Raw genomic sequence first — 18,939 nt, 5'->3', positions numbered from 1 at the left:
CCACACCTCGCGGGGCTGCCGGCTGCCAACTGCCACAGCGCGCGGGCACAATACCGCCCAAATGCTGACCTACCCCCAAATCGACCCCATCGCCCTGCAAGTGGGCCCGTTGGCCATCCACTGGTATGGCCTGACCTACCTGGCGGCCTTCGGGCTGTTCATGCTGCTGGGCATCGCCCGGCTGCGGCACCAGCCGTTCGCCTCCATTACCGGCCCGGGCGCGTGGACGCGCAAGGACGTGGAGGACATCCTCTTTCTCGGCGTGGCCGGCGTGGTGATCGGCGGGCGGGTGGGCTACTGCCTGTTCTACAAGCCCGGCTATTACCTGAGCCACCCGCTGGAGATCTTCTACGTGTGGCAGGGCGGCATGGCCTTCCATGGCGGGCTGCTGGGCGTGATCGTCTCCATGCTGTGGTTTGCCCACTCGCGCAAGCGCCCCTGGCTGCAGGTGGCCGACTTCGTAGCGCCCTGCGTGCCCACGGGCCTGGCGGCGGGCCGCGTCGGCAACTTCATCAATGGCGAACTCTGGGGCCGCTTTGCCAGCCCTGACCTGCCCTGGGGCATGGTGTTCCCGCAAAGCGGCTCCATGCTGCCGCGCCACCCTTCACAGGTCTACCAGTTTCTGCTGGAAGGGCTGCTGCTGTTCGTGCTGCTGTGGCTGTATGCCCGGCGCCAGCGCCGTGAGGGCCAGGTGGCCGCCGTCTTCCTGATCGGCTACGGGGCTTTCCGCTTCATCGCCGAATACTTCCGTGAGCCCGATGCGCACCTGGGCATCCTCTCGCTGGGCATGAGCATGGGCCAGTGGCTGTGCGTGCCCATGATCGTGGCCGGCATTTTGATGTGGCTGTGGGCCGCCAAGCGCGAGGGCGGCACGCCTGCGCTCACCACGCCCAAGCCCTGACCTGCCGCGCGGTGTCGATGACCGTCACCCGCCGCCGGCTCCTTTTGGCCAGCGCTGCCGCGTCACCGCTGCTGGCATCGTGCGCCACGGACCTCACGCGCTACCGACACCAGCCGGTGGCCGGGGTGGCTGCCAGCCTGGGCGTGTGCGCAGCGGCGCATGCCACGCTGCAGGCGGGCCGTGTGCAGGAGACCGTGGTGGCAGGCACCTGTGGTGCCGCACCCGACGCGGTGTTCCAGGCGGCCTCGCTGACCAAGCCCGTCGTCGCCTATGGCGCTCTGCGCCTGGCTCTCGCGGGCCAACTGGACCTCCAGGCGCCCGTCTCGCACTATCTGCCGCAAGGCTATGTGCACTACCAGCATGTGCTGCGGCGCAAACCCGGCGATGCCAGCGACACCGTGCCCGCCAGCATGCTGGCCCGCATCCCGGTGGCCGCCTTGCTCAACCACACCTCGGGCCTGCCCAACTGGACCGGCGGCACGCTGGCCCCCGCCTTCGAGCCCGGCCAGCGCTGGCGCTATTCGGGCGAAGGCTATGTGCTGCTGCAGACCGTGATGGAGGCCGTCACCGGCACGCCCATCGCGCAGTGGATGGACGCTGAGGTGTTTGCCCCCCTGGGCATGCGCGATTCCAGCCTGGTCTGGAACGCCGCCTTGGAAGGCCGGGCCGTGCATGCCCATGGCGACGCCGCCAGCGGCATGCGCTGGGGCGTGCCCGTGGCTGCCGCTTCGCTGTACACCACGGCGGGAGACTATGCGCGCCTGTTGGCCGCCGTCGTGGCCGATGAGCGGTTGCTGGCGCTGGCCATGTCCGCCCCCGTGGTGGCCGACAAGGCGCTGGGGCTGGAGTGGGGCTATGGCTGGGGCATAGAGCGCACCCCGGCCGGCCCCATGCTCTGGCAGTGGGGCAACAACCCGGGCTTTCGCAACTTCGCCATGGTCTCTCCCGGCTCGGGCGATGGCTTCGTGCTGCTGACCAACAGCGACCGGGGCATGGCCCTCGCGGTGCCGCTGGCGCAGCAGGTGCTGCCGGTGGAGCACCCGGTGTTCAGGTCTTCCCTGTTGGGATAGCGCTTTGGCTCATGCCAGCGGCTTGCGCATCAGCGCCAGGTACTGGCCCTGGATATAGTCGTCGATGCGCGCGTACTCGGCGTAGCCCTGCTTGAGGTAAAAAGCCCGTGCCTGCCACTCGAAGGTTTCGAGCTTGGCGTTTTTTGCACCCAGTGTCTTGCCCTGGGCTTCGGCCATGCCCAGCAGGCGTGCGCCCAGGCCCTGGCCGCGCTGGTCCTCGGCCACCCACAGCACATCGGTCTGCAGCCAGGAGACGAACACATAGGAGCGGATGCCCGCCACCAGCCGGCCGTCCGGGTCGCGCACGTCCAGCCGTACCGGCTGCGCCTGCGGGTATTCGCCCACGGTGCGGTAGTTGAATTCGCGCAGGTGTTTGCCGAGCGTTCCCGCCTGCAGGTCTTCGGGGGAGGGTGGAGCGAAGGTGAAGGAATAGGCCATGGATGCAGGGGGCGGGCTGGATGGGGCGGCGATTATGCCGGCAGGTCGGCCGCTTGCTCTATGGAACCTGCCTCCCCCAGCCAGGCCTGCACCTGCCCGCGTATGCCGTCCAGCACCGGGTTGGGCGCGCGCGCCACGCGCTGCACCCAGGCGATGTGCGATTGCAGCCCCTGTGTCGGTATGTCCAGCGCCACCAACTGGCCTTGCGCCAGCAAGGGCGCTGCCGGGGCCACGATGCCCAGGTAGACGGCATCCGTGTGGCTGACCACGTCCAGCAGGTCGGCCACCGATTCGCTGCCCAGGGTGATCAGTGTGTCGGGGTGGGCCTGCAGGCCCAGGCGCTGCACCAGCAGCCGTCCCATCGCCGCGCTCATGCCGGTGCAGGCCACGGCAAATTCCGTGAGGTCGGCAAATCGCACGGGGTGCCGTTGCGCCAGGGGGTGGCCGGGCCGCACCAGAACCCCGGTGGGCAGCTCGGCCAGTGTGTGCACTTCCAGGTCGGCATGGGCGCCGGGGAGGGAGCGCAGGTCCATCACCAGCGCATCCAGCGCGCGGTCGCGCAGGGCCTGTATCTGTTGCGTCTGGGGCCCGCCGCTCAGTTGCAGGCGCATGTGGCCTGCATGCCCGGCCGCCATGCGCAGCAGGCGGTGGCCCAGCAGGGCATGGGGCGTGGCAGTCATCCCCAGGCGCACGGAGCCCGCTTCGCCGCTGACATGGTGGCGCACCACCTGGTGCAACTCGTCGGCCTGGGCCACCACCTGGCGCGCATGCTCGAGCACGGTGCGGCCGATGGGTGTGAGCGCATTGCGCTGGCCGCTGCGCTCGACCAGTGCCGCGCCCAGGTGGGCTTCCAGCATGGCGATGCTGCGGCTGAAGGCGGCCTGCGAGCGCCGCGTGCTGTCAGCCGCGCGGGTGAAGCTGCCGCTGTCGGCCAGGGCAATGAAATGGCGCAACTGGGCGATGGTGGTGCTCATGCGGAAAATCGAACGAAACGACTTGAATTATGCATTGGACGAACATTTCGTTACCGGCTTAGCATGCAACCCTCTCGCCCGCCCACCGAATCCTAGAAAGCGCTGACGTACATGATCAAGAAACTCCTGCTGGGGCTGCTGGCCCTGGTGTTGCTGCTGGCTGTGGCCCTGGGCGTCAACACAGCGCGCAAGGGCTCGCGCCAGCTGGAGGTTGCGCCGATTGCCAAACTGCCGGTGGACGATGCCGCCGTGGCCGGCCGCCTGGCCGAGGCCGTGCGCCTGCGCACCGAGTCCTCGCGAGACGATGCCAACTTCAGCGCCGGCCAGTTCCTGCAGTTCCATGCCTTGCTGCAGCAGCGCTTTCCGCTGGTGCACGCCAAGCTCAAGCGCGAGGTGGTGGGCGATTTGAGCCTGCTCTACACCTGGCCCGGCAGCGATGCCAACGCCGCGCCGGTGATGCTGATGGCCCACCAGGACGTGGTGCCCGTGGCGCCCGGCACCGAAGGCGACTGGGCCCAGCCTCCGTACTCGGGTGCCATCCAGGGCGGCTTCGTCTGGGGCCGCGGCTCTTGGGACGACAAGGGCAACCTCATGAGCCAGCTCGAAGCCGTGGAGATGCTGCTGGCCAGCGGCTTTGTGCCCCAGCGCACCATCTACCTGGCCTTCGGTGCCGACGAGGAAGTGGGCGGCCTGCGCGGCGCGGCCAAGATCGCCGCATTGCTGCAGGAGCGCAAGGTGAGCCTGGATTTCGTGATCGACGAAGGCCTGTTGATCCTGGACGGCGTGATGCCCGGCCTGGCCAAGCCGGCCGCCGTCATCGGCGTGGCCGAGAAGGGCTACATGTCGGTGGTGATGAAGATGTCGGGCACGCCCGGCCACTCGTCCATGCCACCGCACAAGGGCAGCAGCGCCATCGCCATGATGAGCGACGCCCTCAACCGCCTGGACGAAGAGCAGATGCCCGGCGGCATCCGTGGCGTGGCGGGCGAGCTGTTCGACACGCTGGCGCCCGAGATGGGTGGCGTGAACCGGGTGGTGCTGTCCAACCTCTGGCTGTTCCGCCCCGTGGTGCAAAAGCAGTTCGAAGGGGCCGCCAGCACCAACGCCATGCTGCGCACCACCACGGCCCTGACCATCGTGAACGCCGGCAACCGCGACAACGTGGTGCCCGGCCGCGCCGAGGCCACGGTCAACTTCCGCATCATGCCCGGCGATACCAAGGAGCAGGTGATGGAGCACATGCGCAGCAAGATCAGCGCGCCCACGGCGCAGTACGAGCTGAGCCCGCTGCCTGGCGCGGTGGACGCCTCCAAGGTCGCGCCCACCGACTCCACCCAGTACCGCCTGCTCAACCAGACCATCCGCGAGGTCTTTCCCGACGTGCTGGTGGCCCCGGGCCTGATGGTGGCGGGCACGGATTCGCAGCACTACGGCGCCATCAGCGACCACATCTTCAAGTTCTCGCCCGTGCGCGCGAACTCGGAGGACTTGAAGCGCTTTCACGGCACCAACGAGCGCCTGGAGATCGCCAACTATGCGGACGCGATCCGCTTCTATCACCGCCTGATCGGGCAGGTGAGCCAGGCGGGCGCCAAGCCCTGATTCGACCTTTTCAGGGGCAGGCCAGCCGGTCCATCGCCTCGCGCGTGAGCCGGTAGCTCAGCCTGTCGGCCACCAGCACCGCGCCCAGGCTTTCGTAAAAGGCGATGCCCGCGTGGTTGCCGGCCTTCACGTTCCAGTCCATGCGGCCGCAGCCCTCCTGGGCCGCGTGCCGCGCCACCCAGGCCATGAGCAGCCGGCCAATGCCCTTGCCCCGTGCATTGGCGCTGACAAACACCTCCTTGACCATGCACTGCAGCCGGTGCCCGGGGCTTGGGTCCACCAGCGAGTGCAGGAAAACGATGGCTGCAAAGCCCAGGGCCTTGCCCGCCGCATCGCTGGCCACTACCAGACGCACAGTCGAGCCGGGCGCGAGAAGGTGGTCGCGTAGGTGTGTGTGCACGGCCTCGCGCGGGGCCGTGGCCACGCCGGCATCGGCGTAGTAGGCATTCAGTTCGCAGAGCAGGTCGGTCAGCGAAGTGTGCGCACTGCGCTCTGCCAGGGCGATGTGCACAGCGGTCGCGCCCATGCCGTGGTCAGGGGAAAAAGCGCTTGAGCGCGTCCTCGAAGGCAGGCAGGTCCGTTCCCACATGGCTGGCGTTGTAGTCCGCATTCACCAGCGTGAATCCCGGATTGCTCTGCGCGCGCATCTGCTCGTGCAGGGGCTTGATGATGCCGACGTTGTTGGCGCCCGTGCCCGCGCCGGTCAGGTACAGGGTGGCGGGCAGTGGCTTGCCGTCGAGCTGTTTCTCGTAGGCAAGGAAGGCCGCCGTGCTGCCATGGCCGCCGTAGCTGGCCTCGGTCGACAGGTAGTGCGAGAAGCTCAGCGCGCCAGCCATCCCCTCGGTCACCAGCGCCGCAATCACGAAGTAGCCGCCGTGCGACAAACCGGACAGCGCCCTGCGCTTGGGATCCGCGCGGTACTGGCGCTCGATCACCGGCGCGAGCTCCTTGGTGATGAAGTCCAGGTAGCGCGTGGCGCCGGGCAGCAGGAAGTCCGTGCCGCGCATGACGGTGCCGCCGATTCCAACCAGGATGGCCTGCGTTCCTCGGGTCTGCATCGCCTGCTTGAAGGTGTCAAAGCGCGTGGGTGTGATGCCCGAGCCATACAGTGCATCCCCCTCGGTCGCATAGATGACGGGTAGCGCGGTGGTGCCCGTGGCGTACGACTGTGGCACGTACACCTGGATGGCGTAGGTGTACCCATTCGACTCGGACTTGAGCGTGGAACTGAAAACCTGCCCGACCGGCTCGGGCGGGGGCTCGCTCGAACCGCCCCCGCCGCATGCGGCAAGAGCGGAGGCTGCGCCCAGGGCGAGCAGCGCGGTGCGCCGGTCCATGGGCAGAATGGTGTGCGTTCTTCCTGGCATTCTGGAACTCCTCCTGTCGTGCCATTGTAGGGAGGGTTGCAGGAATCGCTCAGGACCCTGTGGCCATGGACCTGTGCTTCAGAACTGCGCGCGATCCAGGTCCGCGATCAGCGTGGTCTCCACCGGCCGCCAGCCCAGGCGCTGCTGCGTGAGCGCGCTGGAGGCCGGGCTGTCCATGCCGGCAAAGCGGGCCAGCCAGCCAAAGTGCTGCTCGGCACCACTGGCCGGCACCGAGGCCACGGGCAGGTTCAGGCCGCGCCCGATGGATTCGGCAACCGCCTTGAGCGCCACACCTTCTTCGCCGACCGCGTGGTAGCGGGTGCCGCGCGTGCCTCGCTCCAGCACCAGTCGGTACAGGCAGGCGGCATCGAGCACATGCACGGCGGGCCAGCGGTTGGAGCCTTCGCCCAGGTAGGCCGACACCCCTTTCTCGCGGGCCAGTGCGATCAGGTAGGTGATCAGGCCCTGCTTGAACGGGTCGTGCACCTGCGGCAGCCGCACCACGCAGGCATGCACGCCCTGCTGCGCGAGGGCCATTGCAGCCTCTTCCGAGGCGCTGCGCGGCACACCGGCGCTGCTGGGCACGGGCGCATCCTCTTCGGTGCCCACGCCGCCCCTGTTGCCCAGCAGCGTCATGCCGGTGGTCACGAGCAGGGGCCGGTCGGTGCCCGCAAGCTCGGCGCCCAGCGCCGCGATGACCCGCCGGTCGGCCTCGCAGTTGGCCGCATAGGTTGAAAAATCGTGGTTGAACGCCGTGTGGACCACGCCATCGGCGTGGGCAACGCCGCGGCGCAGGCTGGGCAGGTCGTCGATGGAGCCGCGGTGCACCTCGGCGCCCACGGCGGCCAGGCGCTCAGCCCCTTCGTCCGAGCGGGCCAGGCCCAGCACGCTGTGGCCCGCATCGATCAGCTCATTGACGACGGCCGTTCCCACAAAACCGGTCGCGCCGGTCACGAATACTCGCATGGTGATGTCCTTCCTGTGAAAGGAGGGCAGTGTCGCCACGGGGCTTATCCGGGTAAAGTAGTGATCTTATACAGGTATAAGAAGTAACAGGACTGCATCCATGCCCGACACCAACGACAACCCGCTGGGCAACTACCTGCGCGACCGCCGCACCCGGCTGGACCCTGCGGCGCTCGGTTTTTCGCTCGCGCGCCGGCGCACGCCCGGCCTGCGCCGCGAAGAAGTCGCCCAGCGCGCCCATGTCAGCGCCACCTGGTACACGTGGCTGGAGCAGGGGCGCGGCGGGGCGCCTTCGGCCGATGTGCTGGCGCGCATCGCCCGCGCGCTGATGCTCACCGAAGCCGAGCGCGAATACGTTTTTTTGCTCGCCCTGGGCCGCCCGCCCGAGGTGCGCTTTCAGGACCCCGAGGGCGTGACGCCCCGGCTGCAGCGCGTGCTCGATTCGCTCGAAACCAGCGCCGCCTATGTGAAGACCTCCACCTGGGACGTGGTCGCCTGGAACCATGCCTCCACCCTGGTGCTGACCGACTATGGCGCGCTGCCCGTGGGGCAGCGCAATATCCTGCGCGTGGTTTTCGGCAGTGCGGCGCTGCGCCGCAAGATGCCCAACTGGGAGCGTGATTCGCGCTTCATCGTCGGCGCCTTCCGCGCCGACGTGGCGCGTGCTGGCGCCGCCGCCCGCGTGCACCCCATGGTGGAGGAGTTGTGCGAAATCGACCCCGAGTTCCGCGCGCTCTGGCGCGACAACGGTGTGCAGAGCAGCTATGGCGAGCACCCCAAGCACGTGGTGCACCCCGTGGCCGGCCCCATCGACCTGGAGTATTCGGCCTTTGCCGTCGATGGCCGGCCCGACCTGGGCATGGTGATCTACACCCCCGCCACGCCGCGCGACCTGGCGCGTGTGAAGGCGCTGATTGCTGCGGGCGAGGAGGGCAAGGCGGCGGCAGCGGCAAGCGCTGCTGTCAGGCGCCAGCGCCAGACCACGCCCGCATAGACACGCCCCTCACATCGCCGATGCAAAAAAAACCGCCAGTTCCGCATGCCTGCAGGAGACAAGCCAGATGACCGCCATGTCCGCCGTACCTTTGAGCTTCGAGCAATTCCAGGCCCAGTCGCTTGCCGGCGGGTTCGACGAAGCGCTGGTGCGTGAATGGGCGCCGGGTCAGGTGGTGCCCGAGCACCGCCACGACTTCGGCGTGAGCGCCATCGTCGTGCAGGGCGAGATGTGGCTCACCTGCGAGGGCCAGGAGCGCCGCCTGGTGCCCGGCGATACGTTTACGCTGTACCGCAATGAGCCGCATGCGGAACGGTATGGGGCGCAGGGTGCGACTTACTGGGTGGCACGGCGAATCTCTGCCGATTGATTGAAGGCCCCCGGGCCTGCAGCACCGCAGTTTGGCGCACTTGCGATGCTGCATGGCGAGAGGCGGCGCCTTTGCTACAGCGAAGAGGTAGAAGCAGCGTTTGGTCCTGCGCGTGGATTTGCGGCGCCGTCGTTGCAGGCAGGCGCGAGACGCCCAGAAGCGCCATCAAAGAGCCTGGGGTGTTGCTCGCTTGCTGCAGCAACTGGTTTTTTGGCCTCGCTTACCAAAAATCACGCTTTCCCCCTTGTCATTTTCCATAATTATGAGAAATTACACCTATGTGAGAGCAAAGCCTGCGTTTGCCGTCATTTGATGGCATGTTGGCGGCAAAAGCCGGGGCCCTTGTGGGGCCTGGCAGCTGATTCACCCGGAGTTCACCCGCACATGCGCCTGGTATCCAATTCCCTGCACGATGAAGTCGCCTCGCGTCTGCGCGAGGAGATCTTTGCCGGCAAGCTGGCGCCGGGCAGCTTTCTGGACGAAGCGGCGCTGTGTGAGCGGCTGGAGATTTCGCGCACGCCGCTGCGCGAGGCACTCAAGGTGCTGGTGGCCGAGGGCCTGCTGCGCCATGAGCCGCGCCGTGGCTGCTTCGTGGCCGAGGTCACGGCCAAGGACCTGGACGAGATATTCCCCGTGATCGCGCTGCTCGAAGGCCGCGCCGCGCACGAAGCCACGCGCCGCGCCAGTGCGGGCGACGTGGCTGCGCTGGAGGTGCTGCACCAACGCCTGCAGGCGCATGCCGCAGCCGGGCGCATCCCCGAATACTACGCAGCCAACCACGCCATCCACGAGGCCTTCATCACGCTGGCGGACAACCGCTGGCTGGCCCAGGTGATCGGCGATCTGCGCAAGATCCTGCGCCTGGCGCGGCTGCAGCAGTTGCACGCGCCCGGGCGCCTGCAGCAGAGCCTGGCAGAGCACCTGGCGGTGTTTGCAGCCCTGAAGGCCCAGGACTGCGATGCCGCCGAGGAGGCCATGCGCACCCATCTGCTGCGCCAGCGCGAGGCCCTGCGCGACGTAGCCCGCACCCAGCAATCGAGGTTGACACCATGAACATGAACACTGCCCCCGAATGGATTGCCCGCAGCGTCTCGCGCCTGCGCTCCGCTGCACCCGCCAGCGACAAAGCCGCAGGCGACAAGCCTGCCGGTGACAAGGCCCCGGGCGACAAGCTTGCGCGAGCGGCCGCCGACAAGGCCAACGTGACCGACGTGGTGGCCAAGGTGGCTGTTCCTCGCTCCACCAACGAACGCCTGGCGGCAACGCTGCGTCGCGGGCAGGAGGCCTTGTCGCCGCGTGCCCTGCGCCGCCTGCTGGCGGACCTGCAGGAGGTGGTGGCCCCGCAGGTGAGCGAGCTCGAAGGCGGGCGCCGCGCCCACGGCGTGGCCCAGTGGTATGCCGAGGCTGCGCCCGAGGAGCGGCGCGACATGTGGCTGCTGCTGTGCGAGCAGTTCGCACCCGATGCCACGCGCTTCAAGTCCGCCCGCCAGCGCTACGAGGCCGCAGCGGGCACGGCCGAGGAGGGCCAGGCCGAGATCAGCCTGCGCCGCGCCCTGGTGTCGCCGCGCACCCGCCTGCTGCAGCGCTTTGCGGTGGTGCCCGAAGGCATGCGCTTTTTGCTGGACATGCGCGCCGAGCTGCTGCCCTTGCTCAAGGCCGACAAGCGCCTGCTGCCGCTCGACGCGGAGTTGGAGCACCTGTTCTCGACCTGGTTCGACGTGGCCTTTCTGGAGCTGCGCCGGCTGTCGTGGGACTCGCCTGCCTCGCTGATCGAAAAGCTCATCAAGTACGAGGCGGTGCACGACATCCGCAGCTGGGCCGACGTGAAGAACCGGCTCGACAGCGACCGCCGCTGCTACGGATTCTTCCACCCGCGCCTGCCCAACGAGCCGTTGATTTTCGTGGAGGTGGCGCTGGTGGACCGGATCTCCAGCAGCATCACCCCGCTGCTGGACGAGGCCGCCGCACCGGCCGACCTGGCCAAGGCCACGACGGCCATCTTCTACTCCATCAGCAATACCCAGACGGGGCTGCGCGGCGTGAGTTTTGGTGATTCGCTGATCAAGCACGTGGTGGAGACGCTGACCGAGGAGTTCCCGCGCCTGCGCACCTTTGCCACGCTCTCGCCCATCCCAGGTTTCAGGGGCTGGCTGGCCAAGCATGCGGCGCCCATGCTGGAGCGGCTGGACGACAAGCGCCGCGCCGAGCTGGGCCGCGCCGTGGGCTTCGAGCCGCCACAGGCCGCACACCTGCTCACCGCGCTCGAAAAGCCGCTGGACCTGGACGCCCGCTCGCCCGTGCGGCAGATGCTGCTCGAATGCGCGGCCCACTACCTGGCGCGCGAGCTGGCCGAGGGCAAGCCCGTGGACCCGGTGGCGCGCTTTCACCTGGGCAATGGCGCGCGCGTGGAACGCCTGAACTGGGGCGGCGACCCCTCCACCAAGGGGCTCAAGCAGTCGTACGGGCTGATGGTCAACTACCTGTATGACTTGAAGCGCATCGACAAGCACCGCAGCATGCTGGCACAGGGCAAGGTGCCCGCATCGGGAGACATCGACAGCCTGTGCAAAGGCTGAATCGCGGCGTCACCGCGCCTGCGTGCCGCGTCCAGAGGGGTAACCCGTAACCCCTGGGGCCGTGGTGTACATCGGTGACACCCGTGTCGTGAGGCGGCGCTACCATGCGCCTTTTGTTGTGTTGGACCTTTTACTTCTATTTTTATAAGACAGGAGACAAGATGAAAGACAACGACCTGCAGCGCCGCGACGTGCTGCGCGGTGCCGCTGCTGCGGCCGCCGCACTGGCCTGTGGCAGCAGCTGGGCCCAGGCGTCCGCATGGCCGAGCAAGCCGGTGACCCTGGTGGTGCCGTTCCCCGCTGGCGGGGGTACCGATGCCTTCGCCCGGCCCATGTCCGCCCAGTTCTCCAAGACCGTCGGCAAGACCCTGGTCATCGACAACCGGGGCGGCGCGGGCGGCACCGTGGGCGCGAGTTTTGCGGCCAAGGGCGCGCCCGACGGCTACACCCTGTTCATGGGCGCCGTGCACCACGCCATCGCCCCGTCGATGTACCCCAAGCTCGACTACGACATCGAGAAGGACTTCATCCCCCTGGCCCTGCTGGCCAACGTGCCCCAGGTGGTCGTGGTCAACCCCAAGGCCGTACCGGTGGCCAACTTCCAGCAGTTCATCGACCACGTCAAGCGCAACCCCGCCAAGCTCAACTACGGCTCGGCCGGTGCCGGCACCTCGCACCACCTGGCGGGCGAGCTGTTCAAGCAGCAAACGGGCACCTTCATCACCCACATCCCCTATCGCGGCGCGGGCCCGGCCCTGCAGGATCTGATCGCGGGCAATGTGGACATGATGTTCGATGGCCTGGGCTCCTCGGCCACGCACATCAAGAGCGGCCGCATCAAGGCGCTGATGGTCTCGGGCAGCAAGCGCAACCCGGCCTTTCCCGACGTGCCCTGCGCCGCCGAGGTGGGCTTGCCCGACTACACCGTGACCACCTGGTACGGCCTGTGGGCACCCAAGGGCACGCCGGCCGACATCCAGGCGCGCATCGTGGAAGAGGTCAAGCGCATCGGCACGGCCGATGAGATCAAGACCATCTGGGCCAGCAACGGTGCCGATTACGGCACCCTGACCCCGCAGCAGTTCGGCGCCATGGTCAGCAGCGAAGTCAAGCGCTGGGCCACGGTGGTCAAGGCCTCGGGCGCCAAGCTCGACTAAGAAGGTGTGAACGAACCCGCCATGCCCGCTCATGCCTCCAAAACACGCGCGCTCGTCGTTGCAAATGCTCGCCATAGCCCGCGCTATGGCTGTGCTTTGCGCCTAGATCGCACGCGTTGTGGCGGCCTGCTCGGACACGCCGGGTCCATTCACACCTTCTGAACGCCCCCCCAATTAGCGGCGAGCAGGGAAAGGCAATATGCAGGCAGTTGTATCAGCAGCGATGACAGCGGCGCAGGTAGTCGCGGCGCGCGCACCCGGCGCGGCCGGCGATGCTGGCGTGGTGCAAGTCGCGCTGCGCCACACCGGCCGGCTCAACGCCATGTCGCGCGCCATGTGGCAGCAGCTGCGCGCTGTGTTCAAGGACATCCAGCGCAGCCACGATGTGCGCTGCGTGCTGATCGAAGGCGAGGGCGCAGCCTTCTGCGCGGGGGGCGATATCTCCGAGTACCCGGGCTTTCGCTTCGACGCGGCGGCGCTGCGGGAATTCCACGAGGGCGATGTCTGGGGCGGGCTCTCGGCCATGCTCGACTGCGACGTGCCCATCGTCGCCCACATCACCGGCGCCTGCATGGGCGCGGGCGTGGAGATTGCCAGCTGCTGCGATGTGCGCGTGGCCCATGCCGGCGCGCGCTTTGGCGCACCCATCGCACGCCTGGGCTTTCCCATGGCGCCGCGCGAGGCGCAGCTGGTGGCCGGTGCCGTGGGCGAGGTCACCGCGCGCCAGATGTTGCTGGAAGCCGCCACCTTTGGCGCTGACGAGATGTTTGCGCGCGGCTTTTTGAGCCGTGTGGTGGCCGGTGCCGAAGACGCCCGCGCCGAGGCCCTGGCCAGCGCCTGCCGCATTGCGGCGCTGGCGCCAGGGGCCGCACGCTTGAACAAGCAGACCCTGCGTGCGCTGAAAGCGCCGCTGTCCATCGACCCGTCGCAGCACCACCCTGCTTCTTCCAGCCACCACCACGCCACAGACCCCTATGCCTATGCGGACAGCGCTGAGCACCGCGAAGGCATCACCGCCTTTCTCGAAAAACGCCCCCCTGTGTTTTGAACCGCCGCTTTGTTGCCTATACGGATGACCGCACCATGAGTTCCACCCCTCAGCAAAACCTGTTCAGCGCCCTGCGCGCCGCCTTCCCCGCCGACCTGGCCAGCACGGCTGTGGAGACCTCCACCGCCGATGGCCGGCCGCTGCTCTACAGCTGGAGCGACCTCGACCGCGCCAGCGCCCGCATCGCCAACCTGCTGGTGTCGCTCAAGCTGCCCGAGGGCAGCCGCGTGGCCGTGCAGGTCGAGAAATCGGTCGAAGCGCTGCTGCTGTACCTTGCCACCTTGCGCGCGGGCTACGTGTTCCTGCCGCTCAACACCGCCTACCAGAGCGCCGAGATCGAGTACTTCATCGGCAACGCCGAGCCTTCCGTGGTGGTCTGCACGCCCGGCAACTTCGGCTGGGTGAGCAAGATCGCCTTCACCCAGGGCACGCAGCATGTCTTCACCCTGGGCGACGACCGCACGGGCAGCCTGCTGGATCGCGCCGCGCACCATGGTGACGAGCACACGCCCGTGCCGCGCTCGGCCGACGACCTGGCCGCCATCCTGTACACCAGCGGCACCACGGGCCGCAGCAAGGGCGCCATGCTCACGCACGGCAACCTGCTGTCCAATGCCCAGGTGCTCAAGGACTACTGGGGCTGGAAGCCGGGGGATGTGCTGATCCACGCGCTGCCCATCTTCCACGTGCACGGCCTGTTCGTGGCCATGCACGGCGCGCTGATCAACGGCAGCAAGATGATCTGGTTCAGCAAATTCGACCCCAAGGCCGTGCTCGCCGCCATGCCGCGCGCCACCGTCTTCATGGGTGTGCCCACGCTCTACGTGCGCCTGCTGGCCGAGCCGGGGCTCACCAAAGAGACCGCGAAGAACATGCGCCTGTTCGTCGCGGGCTCGGCGCCGCTCTTGATCGAAACCTTCAACGAATGGCAGCAGCGCACCGGCCACACCATCCTGGAGCGCTACGGCATGAGCGAGACCATCATGCTCACCTCCAACCCCTATGCGGCTGACAAGCGCCACCAGGACCAGACCGAGCGGCGTGGTGCCACCGTGGGCTTTCCGCTGCCCGGCGTGGGCCTGCGCGTGGTGGACGACGCGAACAAGGCGCTGCCCCTGGGCGAGATCGGCGCCATCCAGGTCCAGGGCCCCAACGTCTTCAAGGGCTACTGGCGCATGCCCGAGAAGACGGCCGAGGAGTTCACGTCTGACGGCTGGTTCAAGACCGGCGACGTGGGCAAGGTCGATGAGCGCGGCTACGTGAGCATCGTCGGCCGCAGCAAGGACCTGATCATCAGCGGTGGCTACAACGTCTACCCCGCCGAGATCGAGGGCTACATCAACGACATGCCCGGCGTGGCCGAAAGCGCCCTGGTGGGCGTGCCTCACCCGGACTTCGGCGAGGTGGGCGTGGCCGTGGTCATCGCCAAGCCCGGTGCCAAGCTCGACGGCGAGGCCATCGTGGCGCATCTCAAGTCGCAGTTGGCCAACTTCAAGATCCCCAAGCGCTGCTTCGTGGCCGACGAACTGCCGCGCAACACCATGGGCAAGGTGCAGAAGAACCTGCTGCGCGATCAGCACAAGGGCTTGTTCGCCTGAAGGGGTGTGGGCGGCGCAGCCGCCGCTGCCGTGGGCGATCGAGAAGGGGCCTGCGGGCCCTTTTTTCATGCCCGGGTTCTCGCCGGCAGGTCGAAGAACCTGCGCACGTGCAGCTCCAGAAGCCGGCGCGCGGGTCACGCCGCAGCTGGTGCATTGGATTCAGGAAATGCGCCATATGCGCTGCCAACGTTTTTCCTCAGCGGCTACCCGTCGGTTGCCAGGGCCTGTGCCATCCTGGTGGGCCTGGTGTATGCCGTCATCGCGTTCGTTCAGTTGCCTGTGTCTCTGCTGGGCATGGTCGCACCCTGGATCGGCGTGCCGGAACTCACGTTGGTGCTGTCGGTGCTTGCGCTCAAGAGGTACGGCCGGGTGCTGGTTGTTGCACTGCTGGGCGCGCAAGACCCGCGCTGATGCGGCTCGAGGCATCGCACGGCGCACGCAGTGCGTCACGTCGCTTTTTCAGCGATCCGATCCGGCACCTTCCACCTGTCTCCGGTGTACTTTATCTACAGGTAGATGCTGCTGCCGCTACACCGGGCAGCGTGTTCTGAATGCTATTCTTTGGTGGAAGAAATCTCATTGCGACACCGTGGTGAGGGATCTGCCAAATAACGCACAGGAGAATCACACATGGCAGTAGAAAAAGTGGCCCTCATCACCGCCGGCGGCAGCGGCATGGGCGCGGCGGCGGCGCGCAAGCTGGCGGCCGATGGCTACCGGGTCGGCATCCTGTCCTCGTCGGGCAAAGGCGAGGCGCTGGCCGCCGAGCTGGGTGGCCTGGGCGTGACCGGCTCCAACCAGTCCGTGGAGGACCTCACCCGGCTGGTGGACCAGGCTGTGGCCCGTTGGGGCCGCATCGACGTGCTGGTCAACAGCGCTGGCCATGGCCCGCGCGCGCCGGTGCTGGAGCTGACGGACGAGCAATGGCACGTGGGCATGGACGTCTACCTGCTCAACGTGATCCGCCCGACGCGCCTGGTCGTGCCCCACATGCAAAAGCAGGGCGGGGGCAGCATCATCAACATCTCCACCGCCTGGGCGTTCGAGCCCAGCGCGATGTTCCCGACCTCGGCGGTGTTCCGTGCCGGGCTGGCGGCCTTCACCAAGCTGTTTTCCGACAGCTACGCCAAGGACAACATCCGCATGAACAATGTGCTGCCCGGCTGGATCGACAGCCTGCCGGCCACGGAAGAACGCCGCCAGACCGTGCCCCTGGGGCGCTACGGCAAGAGCGCGGAGATTGCGGCGACCATCGCCTTCCTGGCGTCGGAGGGCGGGGCCTACATCACCGGCCAGAACCTGCGCGTGGATGGTGGGCTGACGCGCTCGCTCTGATCCTGGCTCAGGCGGTGGCGCGGATGCCGGCGGGGCCGGCGTTCACCACTGGCTGCGCCTGCTGTTCCATCGGCGCATCGGGCAACCAGCGGCAGGCCACCACGCCCAGCACCGCGACGGTCGCGCTGCAGCCCCACACGGCCTGCAGCGCATGCGGCCCGGCGCTGGCCATGGCCTCGGGGTGCCCGGCCACCAGGGTGTGCAGCACCTCGGCGAACAGTGTGGTCAGCAGCGCCACGCCCACGGCACCACCCAGGCTGCGCAGCATGACCGGCACGGCCGTGGCGATGCCCATGAGCTGCAGGGGAGATGCGCGCTGCGACACCATGGTGATGATGGGGAACAGCAGGCCGATGCCCATGCCCAGCGGGAGCAGGCAGGCCGACAGCACCAGCGGCTGCGCGGGCGCCCATTGCATGGCGGCGGACAGCAGCACGAAGCCCAGCACCACCAGCGCGCTGGCGCCCATGCCCAGGTTGCGGGCCGGCACGCGGGCGCGCAGCAGGCGGCCGCTGCCGATGGCGGCAGCCGTCACCCCCGCCATCAGCGGCAACAGGTGCCAGGCAGCGGTGGTGGGCGCCAGGTGCAGGGCGGTCTGCAGGTAGGCGGGCATGAAGACCACGGCCGCATACAGCGCCACGCCGGTGACCAGTCCGATCATGGACGCCGCCGCATACACCGGCCGGCCGAACAGCGACAGCGGCACCAGCGGGTGCGCGGCCCGGCGCTGGCGCAGCACGAAGGCCACGGTGCACAGCGCGCACACGGTGCCCAGCACGGCGGCCGACAGCCAGTCGGGCAGTTGCAGGCGCTCGTGCTGCGTCATCAGCAGGGCGCTGCACAGTGCAGCGGTGAGCAGCGCCGCGCCCAGGTGGTCGATGGGCGTGCGCGGACCCCGGGCCTGGCCGCGCAGCGTGGCTGCCAGAACACCAAATGCCACCAGCGCCAGCGGCACGTTCAGCCCGAAGGCCCAGCGCCAGGAGAGGTGCTCGGTCAGCCAGCCGCCCGTGAGCGGCCCGAACATGGTGGCCACGCCATACACCGCGCCCAGCAGGGACTGGTAGCGCCCGCGCTCTGCCAGCGGAAACATGGCGGCCACGGTCAGCATGGTCAACGTCATCAGCCCCCCGCCGCCCGCGCCCTGCAGCGCGCGCGCCAGCACCAGCTGCAGCATGCTCTGGCTGGCCGCGCAGGCCAGCGAGCCCAGCAGGAACAAGGCGATGGCCAGCAGCAGCATGGGCTTGCGGCCATGCACGTCGGCCAGGCGGCCATACAGCGCAATCACCACCGTCGCGGCCAACAGGTAGGCCGAGAAGGTCCAGGCCGGCGGCAGGCTGCCCGGCATGTCGCGGGCGATGGAGGGCAGGGCGGTGGAGAGGATGGTCTGGTCCAGCGCGGCCAGCACCAACATGAGCATCAGCGCGAGCAGGGGCAAGGCCGTGGAGCGGGGCTGGGCCAGTTCAGGTGGCTGCGTGGCAGGCATGGGGTTGGGTGTCGTCATGGCCGGCAGTGTCGCGGCGCTGCATGGTTCTGTACAGTGCAATGATTTGAACATATAGTTGCATCATATGAAAACGTATGACCTCAACCTGCTTGTCGCGCTCGACGCGCTGCTGGCCACCGGCAGCGTGACGGCGGCGGCCGAGCGCGTGCACCTGAGCACCCCGGCCATGAGCCATGCGCTGGCCCGCATCCGCGAGGTGTTCGGCGATGCCATCCTGGTGCGTGCGGGCCGCCAACTGGTGCCCACGCCGCGCGCCCTGGCGCTGGCCGCGCCCGTGCGCCAACTGCTGGCCCAGGCGCGCGCGCTGCAGTCGCCGGGTGAGGGGCCGGGCGGCCTGGCGCAGGTGCGACGGCATTTTGTGGTGCGCGCGCCCGAGGGCATGGCCGTGGTCTACGGCGCTGCGCTGTCGCAGGCGCTCGCGCAGGAGATGCCGCTGGCCAGCCTGCAGTTCCTGGCCGAGAGCCACAGCGATCCCGCCGCATTGCGCGAGGGACGGGTGGACCTGGACGTGGGCGTGTTCCGCAGCCGCGACCCCGAGGTGGAGTGGCAGGAGCTGTCGCAGCAGCAACTGGTGGGTGCTGCGCGCGCAGGCCATGCCTTGCTCGCCAAGCCGCTGACCCCGGCACGCCTGGCCGCTGTGCGCCATGTGGGCGTGACGCTGCGGCCTGGTGAGCCCAGTACGCTGGACGATGCGCTGGCCGCGCTGGGCCTGGCGCGCCTGGTGGCGCTGCAGGTGCCCAGTGCCTTTGCGGCGCTGATCGCGGCTTCGCGGTCGGAGCTGGTGGCCTGTGTGCCTGAGCGGGTGGCGCGGGGCATGTCTCCTTCACTGAAGCTTGAAGTCTTTGCGTTGCCGTTGCCGTTGCAGAGTGACACTACGCGCATGGCGTGGCATCCGCGGTACAGCGCGGATGCGGCGCACCGGTGGTTGCGGGAGTGTCTTTTGAAGGTGTTGGACGATCCGATGATCAAGGGGCCGGCGGTGAAGGTTTTGCGCGCGCGGCGTTAGCTTCCGTGGTTGGTTGTTGCTTCTGTTATGTGC

19 protein-coding genes are annotated in these 18,939 nt (G+C 68.2%); 13 read left to right on the top strand and 6 right to left on the bottom strand.

Annotation, left to right across the window (positions count from 1 at the left end):
* Positions 1-61: 61 nt before the first annotated feature.
* On the top strand, positions 62-901 hold the full coding sequence (lgt, locus tag ASE31_RS29020; RefSeq protein ID WP_057206434.1) for a prolipoprotein diacylglyceryl transferase: 840 nt from the start codon (positions 62-64) through the stop codon (positions 899-901).
* A gap of 17 nt (positions 902-918) precedes the next feature.
* The gene (locus tag ASE31_RS29015) at positions 919-1,971 is read left to right on the top strand and encodes a serine hydrolase (protein WP_057206432.1); all 1,053 of its coding nucleotides are present in this window, start codon (positions 919-921) and stop codon (positions 1,969-1,971) included.
* A gap of 9 nt (positions 1,972-1,980) precedes the next feature.
* Here the strand turns inward: ASE31_RS29015 and ASE31_RS29010 are convergent, their stop codons facing one another.
* Both ASE31_RS29010 and ASE31_RS29005 read right to left on the bottom strand, forming a co-directional pair.
* A complete protein-coding gene (locus ASE31_RS29010; protein ID WP_057206430.1) occupies positions 1,981-2,409 on the bottom strand; it encodes an N-acetyltransferase in 429 nt (142 codons plus the stop codon).
* A gap of 32 nt (positions 2,410-2,441) precedes the next feature.
* Positions 2,442-3,383 carry a LysR family transcriptional regulator gene (locus tag ASE31_RS29005; protein WP_057206427.1) on the bottom strand — a complete coding sequence of 314 codons (942 nt, stop codon included), beginning with the start codon at positions 3,381-3,383 and terminating at the stop codon, positions 2,442-2,444.
* Positions 3,384-3,494: 111 nt separating this feature from the next.
* Here ASE31_RS29005 and ASE31_RS29000 point away from each other — a divergent pair, with 111 nt between their 5' ends.
* Positions 3,495-4,985, top strand: coding sequence for a M20 family peptidase (locus tag ASE31_RS29000; protein ID WP_057206425.1), 1,491 nt, complete (start codon positions 3,495-3,497; stop codon positions 4,983-4,985).
* Positions 4,986-4,995: 10 nt separating this feature from the next.
* Here the strand turns inward: ASE31_RS29000 and ASE31_RS28995 are convergent, their stop codons facing one another.
* From ASE31_RS28995 to ASE31_RS28985, 3 genes are all read right to left on the bottom strand, one after another.
* Positions 4,996-5,511 (bottom strand): GNAT family N-acetyltransferase, encoded by a 516-nt coding sequence (locus ASE31_RS28995; RefSeq protein ID WP_057206423.1) that lies wholly within the window; start codon positions 5,509-5,511, stop codon positions 4,996-4,998.
* A gap of 7 nt (positions 5,512-5,518) precedes the next feature.
* Positions 5,519-6,352 (bottom strand): alpha/beta hydrolase, encoded by an 834-nt coding sequence (locus ASE31_RS28990; protein WP_082604417.1) that lies wholly within the window; start codon positions 6,350-6,352, stop codon positions 5,519-5,521.
* Between the two features lie 78 nt (positions 6,353-6,430).
* Entirely contained in the window at positions 6,431-7,318 is an 888-nt protein-coding gene (locus ASE31_RS28985; RefSeq protein ID WP_057206420.1) for an SDR family oxidoreductase, read from the bottom strand.
* 100 nt (positions 7,319-7,418) lie between these two features.
* Between ASE31_RS28985 and ASE31_RS28980 the strand changes: the two genes are divergently transcribed.
* From ASE31_RS28980 to ASE31_RS28940, 9 genes are all read left to right on the top strand, one after another.
* Complete coding sequence (locus ASE31_RS28980) at positions 7,419-8,312, top strand: helix-turn-helix transcriptional regulator (RefSeq protein WP_057206418.1); 894 nt, start codon at positions 7,419-7,421, stop codon at positions 8,310-8,312.
* Positions 8,313-8,388: 76 nt separating this feature from the next.
* Positions 8,389-8,682: a cupin domain-containing protein gene (locus ASE31_RS28975; RefSeq protein WP_057206515.1), complete on the top strand. Its 294-nt coding sequence runs from the start codon at positions 8,389-8,391 to the stop codon at positions 8,680-8,682.
* Positions 8,683-9,066: 384 nt separating this feature from the next.
* Positions 9,067-9,735 carry a GntR family transcriptional regulator gene (locus ASE31_RS28970; RefSeq protein ID WP_057206416.1) on the top strand — a complete coding sequence of 223 codons (669 nt, stop codon included), beginning with the start codon at positions 9,067-9,069 and terminating at the stop codon, positions 9,733-9,735.
* Between the two features lie 2 nt (positions 9,736-9,737).
* Positions 9,738-11,258: a malonyl-CoA decarboxylase gene (locus ASE31_RS28965; protein WP_057206414.1), complete on the top strand. Its 1,521-nt coding sequence runs from the start codon at positions 9,738-9,740 to the stop codon at positions 11,256-11,258.
* Positions 11,259-11,419: 161 nt separating this feature from the next.
* Positions 11,420-12,415 (top strand): tripartite tricarboxylate transporter substrate binding protein, encoded by a 996-nt coding sequence (locus ASE31_RS28960; protein WP_057206412.1) that lies wholly within the window; start codon positions 11,420-11,422, stop codon positions 12,413-12,415.
* 223 nt (positions 12,416-12,638) lie between these two features.
* Complete coding sequence (locus ASE31_RS28955; RefSeq protein WP_057206410.1) at positions 12,639-13,463, top strand: enoyl-CoA hydratase/isomerase family protein; 825 nt, start codon at positions 12,639-12,641, stop codon at positions 13,461-13,463.
* Positions 13,464-13,498: 35 nt separating this feature from the next.
* Positions 13,499-15,061 (top strand): malonyl-CoA synthase, encoded by a 1,563-nt coding sequence (locus tag ASE31_RS28950; RefSeq protein ID WP_057206514.1) that lies wholly within the window; start codon positions 13,499-13,501, stop codon positions 15,059-15,061.
* 30 nt (positions 15,062-15,091) lie between these two features.
* On the top strand, positions 15,092-15,472 hold the full coding sequence (locus tag ASE31_RS28945) for a hypothetical protein (protein WP_157412698.1): 381 nt from the start codon (positions 15,092-15,094) through the stop codon (positions 15,470-15,472).
* Between the two features lie 219 nt (positions 15,473-15,691).
* Entirely contained in the window at positions 15,692-16,396 is a 705-nt protein-coding gene (locus ASE31_RS28940; RefSeq protein WP_057206405.1) for an SDR family oxidoreductase, read from the top strand.
* A gap of 7 nt (positions 16,397-16,403) precedes the next feature.
* Here ASE31_RS28940 and ASE31_RS28935 read toward each other — a convergent pair whose 3' ends face one another.
* Positions 16,404-17,897, bottom strand: a complete 1,494-nt coding sequence (locus ASE31_RS28935; RefSeq protein WP_235514802.1) for an MFS transporter — start codon at positions 17,895-17,897, stop codon at positions 16,404-16,406.
* A 67-nt stretch (positions 17,898-17,964) separates the two neighbouring features.
* Between ASE31_RS28935 and ASE31_RS28930 the strand changes: the two genes are divergently transcribed.
* Positions 17,965-18,906: a LysR family transcriptional regulator gene (locus ASE31_RS28930; RefSeq protein WP_057206403.1), complete on the top strand. Its 942-nt coding sequence runs from the start codon at positions 17,965-17,967 to the stop codon at positions 18,904-18,906.
* Positions 18,907-18,939: the final 33 nt, after the last annotated feature.

The organism is Acidovorax sp. Root217 (genome assembly GCF_001428645.1).
GTDB lineage: Bacteria > Pseudomonadota > Gammaproteobacteria > Burkholderiales > Burkholderiaceae_C > Acidovorax.
Note: the sequence above shows the minus strand (reverse complement) of the source record. Positions and strands in the feature narration are given on the sequence as shown.

Bases quoted from the DNA above. Each gene is read 5' to 3' on its own strand.
- ASE31_RS28990 (WP_082604417.1), bottom strand. From the start codon at position 6,352: ATGCCAGGAAGAACGCACACCATTCTGCCCATGGACCGGCGCACCGCG.
- ASE31_RS29005 (WP_057206427.1), bottom strand. From the start codon at position 3,383: ATGAGCACCACCATCGCCCAGTTGCGCCATTTCATTGCCCTGGCCGAC.
- ASE31_RS28995 (WP_057206423.1), bottom strand. From the start codon at position 5,511: ATGGGCGCGACCGCTGTGCACATCGCCCTGGCAGAGCGCAGTGCGCAC.
- ASE31_RS29015 (WP_057206432.1), top strand. From the start codon at position 919: ATGACCGTCACCCGCCGCCGGCTCCTTTTGGCCAGCGCTGCCGCGTCA.
- ASE31_RS28985 (WP_057206420.1), bottom strand. From the start codon at position 7,318: ATGCGAGTATTCGTGACCGGCGCGACCGGTTTTGTGGGAACGGCCGTC.
- ASE31_RS28955 (WP_057206410.1), top strand. From the start codon at position 12,639: ATGACAGCGGCGCAGGTAGTCGCGGCGCGCGCACCCGGCGCGGCCGGC.
- ASE31_RS29000 (WP_057206425.1), top strand. From the start codon at position 3,495: ATGATCAAGAAACTCCTGCTGGGGCTGCTGGCCCTGGTGTTGCTGCTG.
- ASE31_RS28970 (WP_057206416.1), top strand. From the start codon at position 9,067: ATGCGCCTGGTATCCAATTCCCTGCACGATGAAGTCGCCTCGCGTCTG.
- ASE31_RS28975 (WP_057206515.1), top strand. From the start codon at position 8,389: ATGTCCGCCGTACCTTTGAGCTTCGAGCAATTCCAGGCCCAGTCGCTT.
- ASE31_RS28935 (WP_235514802.1), bottom strand. From the start codon at position 17,897: ATGACGACACCCAACCCCATGCCTGCCACGCAGCCACCTGAACTGGCC.
- ASE31_RS28940 (WP_057206405.1), top strand. From the start codon at position 15,692: ATGGCAGTAGAAAAAGTGGCCCTCATCACCGCCGGCGGCAGCGGCATG.
- ASE31_RS28980 (WP_057206418.1), top strand. From the start codon at position 7,419: ATGCCCGACACCAACGACAACCCGCTGGGCAACTACCTGCGCGACCGC.
- ASE31_RS28965 (WP_057206414.1), top strand. From the start codon at position 9,738: ATGAACACTGCCCCCGAATGGATTGCCCGCAGCGTCTCGCGCCTGCGC.
- ASE31_RS29010 (WP_057206430.1), bottom strand. From the start codon at position 2,409: ATGGCCTATTCCTTCACCTTCGCTCCACCCTCCCCCGAAGACCTGCAG.
- ASE31_RS28960 (WP_057206412.1), top strand. From the start codon at position 11,420: ATGAAAGACAACGACCTGCAGCGCCGCGACGTGCTGCGCGGTGCCGCT.
- lgt (WP_057206434.1), top strand. From the start codon at position 62: ATGCTGACCTACCCCCAAATCGACCCCATCGCCCTGCAAGTGGGCCCG.
- ASE31_RS28930 (WP_057206403.1), top strand. From the start codon at position 17,965: ATGAAAACGTATGACCTCAACCTGCTTGTCGCGCTCGACGCGCTGCTG.
- ASE31_RS28950 (WP_057206514.1), top strand. From the start codon at position 13,499: ATGAGTTCCACCCCTCAGCAAAACCTGTTCAGCGCCCTGCGCGCCGCC.